4 protein-coding genes and 1 pseudogene are annotated in these 3,644 nt (G+C 68.2%); 1 reads left to right on the forward strand and 4 read right to left on the reverse strand.

Features of this window, described 5'->3' with window-relative positions:
* A pseudogene (locus tag VNR91_RS12530) lies at positions 1-203 on the forward strand (hypothetical protein); the annotation flags it as partial.
* Between the two features lie 13 nt (positions 204-216).
* Here the strand turns inward: VNR91_RS12530 and purL are convergent.
* The 4 genes from purL to VNR91_RS12550 form a co-directional block, all read right to left on the reverse strand.
* On the reverse strand, positions 217-2,436 hold the full coding sequence (purL, locus tag VNR91_RS12535) for a phosphoribosylformylglycinamidine synthase subunit PurL (protein WP_325491109.1): 2,220 nt from the start codon (positions 2,434-2,436) through the stop codon (positions 217-219).
* Between the two features lie 90 nt (positions 2,437-2,526).
* On the reverse strand, positions 2,527-2,937 hold the full coding sequence (locus tag VNR91_RS12540) for a hypothetical protein (protein WP_325491110.1): 411 nt from the start codon (positions 2,935-2,937) through the stop codon (positions 2,527-2,529).
* 30 nt (positions 2,938-2,967) lie between these two features.
* Complete coding sequence (locus tag VNR91_RS12545) at positions 2,968-3,234, reverse strand: hypothetical protein (protein WP_325491111.1); 267 nt, start codon at positions 3,232-3,234, stop codon at positions 2,968-2,970.
* A gap of 113 nt (positions 3,235-3,347) precedes the next feature.
* The coding region (locus VNR91_RS12550; protein WP_325491112.1) for an ArsC/Spx/MgsR family protein at positions 3,348-3,644 on the reverse strand (297 nt) is incomplete at its 5' end.

Raw genomic sequence — 3,644 nt, forward strand, 5'->3', positions numbered from 1 at the left:
CGGGCCTCCTCAAGCGGTTCGACGTGTTGCAGTGCGACTGTCCGCGCGCGAACGTGCGGAAGGGGCCTTCGCTCGACATCCTTCAGACCCGCTATTGCGCGATCAACAGCAAGGCCGCGCTGCGCGCGCTGGCCCGGCGGATGGTCGAGCGGCCACCGTTGGCCACCCTGACGTGGCATTCGGAGCCGTCCGACCCGGATTGACGCGGCGAACCCGTCAGGCGAGCGCGGCGTCCTTGCCCATCAGCGCCGGAAAGAAGCCCTCATGCGCGGTGCGCAGCGTATCGAGCGGGACGACGTGGTCGTTGTCAGCGCATTCGAAGATCAGCCGTCCCGCGATGGTCTTGCCGATCGGCTCGACCGGCACGCCCGCGCGCACCGAGGCGTGGAGGAAGTCGTTGAGGTGCATGTCGTCGACCGTGGCGACGTACAGTCCCTGATCCTCGGCGAAATAGCTGCCGGCCAGTCCCAGCGGGTGCGGCGCGTTGATATGCGCGCCGACGCCGCCCGCCAGCGCCATCTCCGCCACCGCGACCGCCAGCCCGCCGTCGGACACGTCATGGACCGCGGTCAGCGCGCCGCTGCCGATCCACTGGCGCACGAACGCGCCATTGCGGCGCTCCGCGTCGAGATCGACCGGGGGCGGGGGGCCGTCCTCGCGGCCGTGGATTTCGCGCAGCCACAGCGATTGGCCGAGATGGCCGTGACGCTCGCCGATCAGGACGATGACGTCGCCGGTGCCCTTGAACGCGATCGTCGCCGATTTCGACCAGTCGGCGAGCAGGCCGACGCCGCCGATCGCCGGGGTCGGCAGGATCGCGGAACCGCCGCCGGTCGCCTTGCTCTCATTGTACAGGCTGACGTTGCCCGACACGATCGGGAAGTCGAGCGCGCGGCACGCCTCCGCCATCCCCTCGATACAGCCGACGAACTGGCCCATGATCTCCGGGCGCTGCGGGTTGGCGAAGTTCATGCAGTCGGTCGCGGCGAGCGGCTTCGCGCCGACCGCCGACAGGTTGCGCCACGTCTCCGCGATCGCCTGCTTGCCGCCCTCGACCGGGTCGGCGAAGCAATAGCGCGGGGTGCAATCGGTGGTGATCGCCAGCCCTTTCTGCGTGCCGTGGACTCGCACCACCGCCGCGTCGCCGCCGGGCCGCTGGACCGTGTCGGCACCGACCATGTGGTCATACTGTTCCCAGATCCACCGGCGGCTGGCGAGATCCGGCGACCCCATCAGCGCGATCAGGTCGGCGGCGATGTCGCTCGTCTCTGGCGCGTCGGTCAGCGGCGGGCGGGCCGGGGTGGGCACCCACGGCCGGTCATAGGCGGGCGCGTCGTCCGCCAGCGGTCCCAGCGGAATGTCGGCGACGGTGTCGCCGCGCCATTTCAGCACCATCCGGCCGGTGTCGGTGACGTGGCCGATCACCGCGAAATCCAGCTCCCATTTGCGGAAGATCGCCTCCGCCTCGGCCTCGCGGCCGGGCTTGAGCACCATCAGCATCCGTTCCTGCGATTCGGACAGCATCATCTCGTACGGCGTCATGCCGGTTTCGCGCTGGGGAACGTCGTCCATCACCAGCTCGATGCCGACCCCGCCCTTCGACGCCATCTCGACGCTGGAGGAGGTCAGGCCGGCCGCGCCCATGTCCTGGATCGCGACGATCGCGTCGCTGGCCATCAGCTCCAGGCACGCCTCGATCAGCAGCTTCTCGGTGAAGGGGTCGCCGACCTGCACGGTCGGGCGCTTTTCCTCCGAATCCTCGGAGAAGTCCGCCGATGCCATCGTCGCGCCGTGGATGCCGTCGCGCCCGGTCTTGGACCCGACATAGACGATCGGATTGCCCACGCCCGACGCGGCGGAATAGAATATCTTGTCGGTGTTGGCGACGCCGACGGTCATCGCGTTGACCAGGATGTTGCCGTCATAGGCGGTGTGGAAATTGGTCTCGCCGCCCACCGTCGGCACGCCGACGCAATTGCCATAGCCGCCGATGCCATGGACCACGCCGGCGATCAGGTGGCGCATCCGGGGATGATCGGGCCGGCCGAATCGCAGCGCGTTCATGTTGGCGACCGGCCGCGCGCCCATGGTGAACACGTCGCGCAGGATGCCGCCGACCCCGGTTGCCGCACCCTGATAGGGCTCGATGTAGCTCGGGTGGTTATGGCTCTCCATCTTGAAGATCGCCGCCTGTCCGTCGCCGATGTCGACCACGCCGGCATTCTCGCCGGGGCCGCAGATCACCTGCGGGCCCGTCGTCGGCAGCTTCTTCAGGTGGATGCGGCTCGACTTGTACGAGCAGTGCTCCGACCACATCACGCTGAAGATGCCCAGCTCGGTCAGATTGGGCGCGCGGCCCATCGCGTGCAGGACGCGCTCATATTCCTCGGGGGAGAGGCCGTGTTCGGCGACGATCTCGGGCGTGATCTGGGTCATGGGCGGCCCTTAGCGAGCCGTCCGCGGTTCGTCACCCCACAGCGGCGATCTTCGGCGGGCGTATTGCCCGCCGGAGCGCCGCCGTGCCCGCTATTGCAGGTTGAAGTTGAGCGAACCGGCGTACCAGCGGCCGGCGCCGCCGGAGCCGGGGAGGAAGTCGCCGGCATCCGCCTGCGCCAGCACGGCATGGCCGACCAGCGTCTCCAGCGGCGTGCAGCCCATGTTGGCGACCAGCACGCGCGAGACCTTGCCGCCGTCGTCGAACTGGACGGCATAGGGCACCGAAATATCGAACCGCCGCGCGGACTGGTGGGCGAACGTACATTGCTTGTTCTTCAGCAACGCCTCGACCGTCGTCGCCAGCGCCGCGTGATCGAGCCGACTCGGCTTCGCCTGGAGCGCGGGGAAGCGGTCCCAACGGGCGGTGCCTACCTCGACCGACTGCGCCGAGGCGGTGCCCCCGGCCAATACCAGGGCGATCGCGGCGAGATAGGCTTTCATGTCATCCTCCCGTTGGTGAAAACGACCGGGTCACTTCGTGAGTTCGCGGGTCGATCCGATCATGTCGCGCGACCGTGCCTGCGACTGCGAACGGTCGAGGTCATTCTGTCCGCGCGCGGTAATGGCATCCCATTCCGCCTTGGTGTGGCAGGTCACCTTCGCCATCACCGAACCGGTTGCGACTTCACGGCGGCAGATTTTCTTGTCGGCGGTCGCCGCCGATTTGCCGTCGTCGGCATAGGCGGGGACGCTGCACGAAACGGCCGCGAGGACGACGGCGGAAAAGACAAGGCGCATACGATTACAACTCCGACATAGCTCCCACTACCGTAGCGCAACCAAGCGGTTGAGAACAAGTGGATATTGCGTCCGGGCCGGCGGCCGGGCGCGGCGCGGAATTGCCGGAATTTTCAAAGGATTTCGCGGATATTCTCCGGCGGCCGGCCAAGTCGCACGCCCTTGTCGGTCTCGACCAGCGGGCGCTCGATCAGGATCGGATCGGCGGCCATCGCGTCCAGGATTGCATCGTCGCTGGCGTCCTTCACCGCGCGGGCGCCGTCCTCGCCGATGCGCAGGCCGTCGCGCGGCGTCATCCCCGCACGGGCGTAGAGTCGCGCCAGCTCGTCGCGCGACGGCGGCGTCTTCAGATACTCGACCACCGTCACGTCGGCGCCGGCATCGTGCAGGATCGCCAGCGTCTCGCGCGA

Origin of the sequence: Sphingomonas sp. (genome assembly GCF_035555815.1) — a bacterium.
Lineage (GTDB): Bacteria > Pseudomonadota > Alphaproteobacteria > Sphingomonadales > Sphingomonadaceae > Sphingomonas.